We start from the raw sequence: 698 nt of genomic DNA, 5'->3' as shown, positions 1-698 counted from the left end.
GACACCCTGGCCGCCATCGGCACCGCCGACACCCCGGCCGAGCCAATCAGCGGGTTGATTTTGTTCCGGCTGCACAGGTTCAGCAGCTTTGCCATCAGCACCCCCGCCGCCGTCCCCACGCAGAACGCAATCACCCCCAGCACCAGTATCCCCAGCGTCTGCGGCTGCAGGAACTTGTCCGCCACCAGCTTGGCCCCCACCGACAGCCCGAGGAAAATGGTCACGATATTTATCAGCCCGTTCTGCACCGTGTCGCTCAGGCGCTCCACCACCCCGCTCTCGCGCATCAGGTTGCCGAAGCAGAACATCCCCAGCAGCGGCGCCGCGTCCGGCAGCAGCAGCGCCACCAGCAGCAGCAGCACCGCCGGAAAGAGGATTTTTTCCCGCTTACTCACCGTGCGCAGCTGCACCATGCGGATTTTCCGCTCCTTCTCGCTGGTCAGCGCCTTCATAATCGGCGGCTGGATTAACGGCACCAGCGCCATATACGAGTACGCCGCCACCGCGATGGCCCCGAGTAATTCCGGCGCCAGCTTGCCCGACAGATAAATCGCCGTCGGGCCGTCCGCGCCGCCGATGATGCCGATGGCCGCCGCCTGCGGCAGGGTGAAGCTGATGATGCCGAAGTAGTTCAGCGTCAGCGCCCCCAGCACCGTGGCGAAGATGCCGAACTGCGCCGCCGCCCCCAGCAGCAGGGT

The 698-nt window shown here is 65.6% G+C and carries 1 protein-coding gene; it reads right to left on the bottom strand.

The features are described from left to right. Positions 1-698: sodium ion-translocating decarboxylase subunit beta (locus ABLU88_RS16295; protein ID WP_116281138.1), on the bottom strand; the 698-nt coding region annotated here is incomplete at both ends.

The sequence above is a fragment of the Klebsiella sp. GW_Kp182 genome, from assembly GCF_040062275.1.
In the GTDB taxonomy this organism is placed as follows: Bacteria; Pseudomonadota; Gammaproteobacteria; order Enterobacterales; family Enterobacteriaceae; genus Klebsiella; species Klebsiella michiganensis.
The sequence above is the reverse complement of the archived record's forward strand: the minus strand, read 5'-3'. Positions and strand labels throughout refer to the sequence as shown.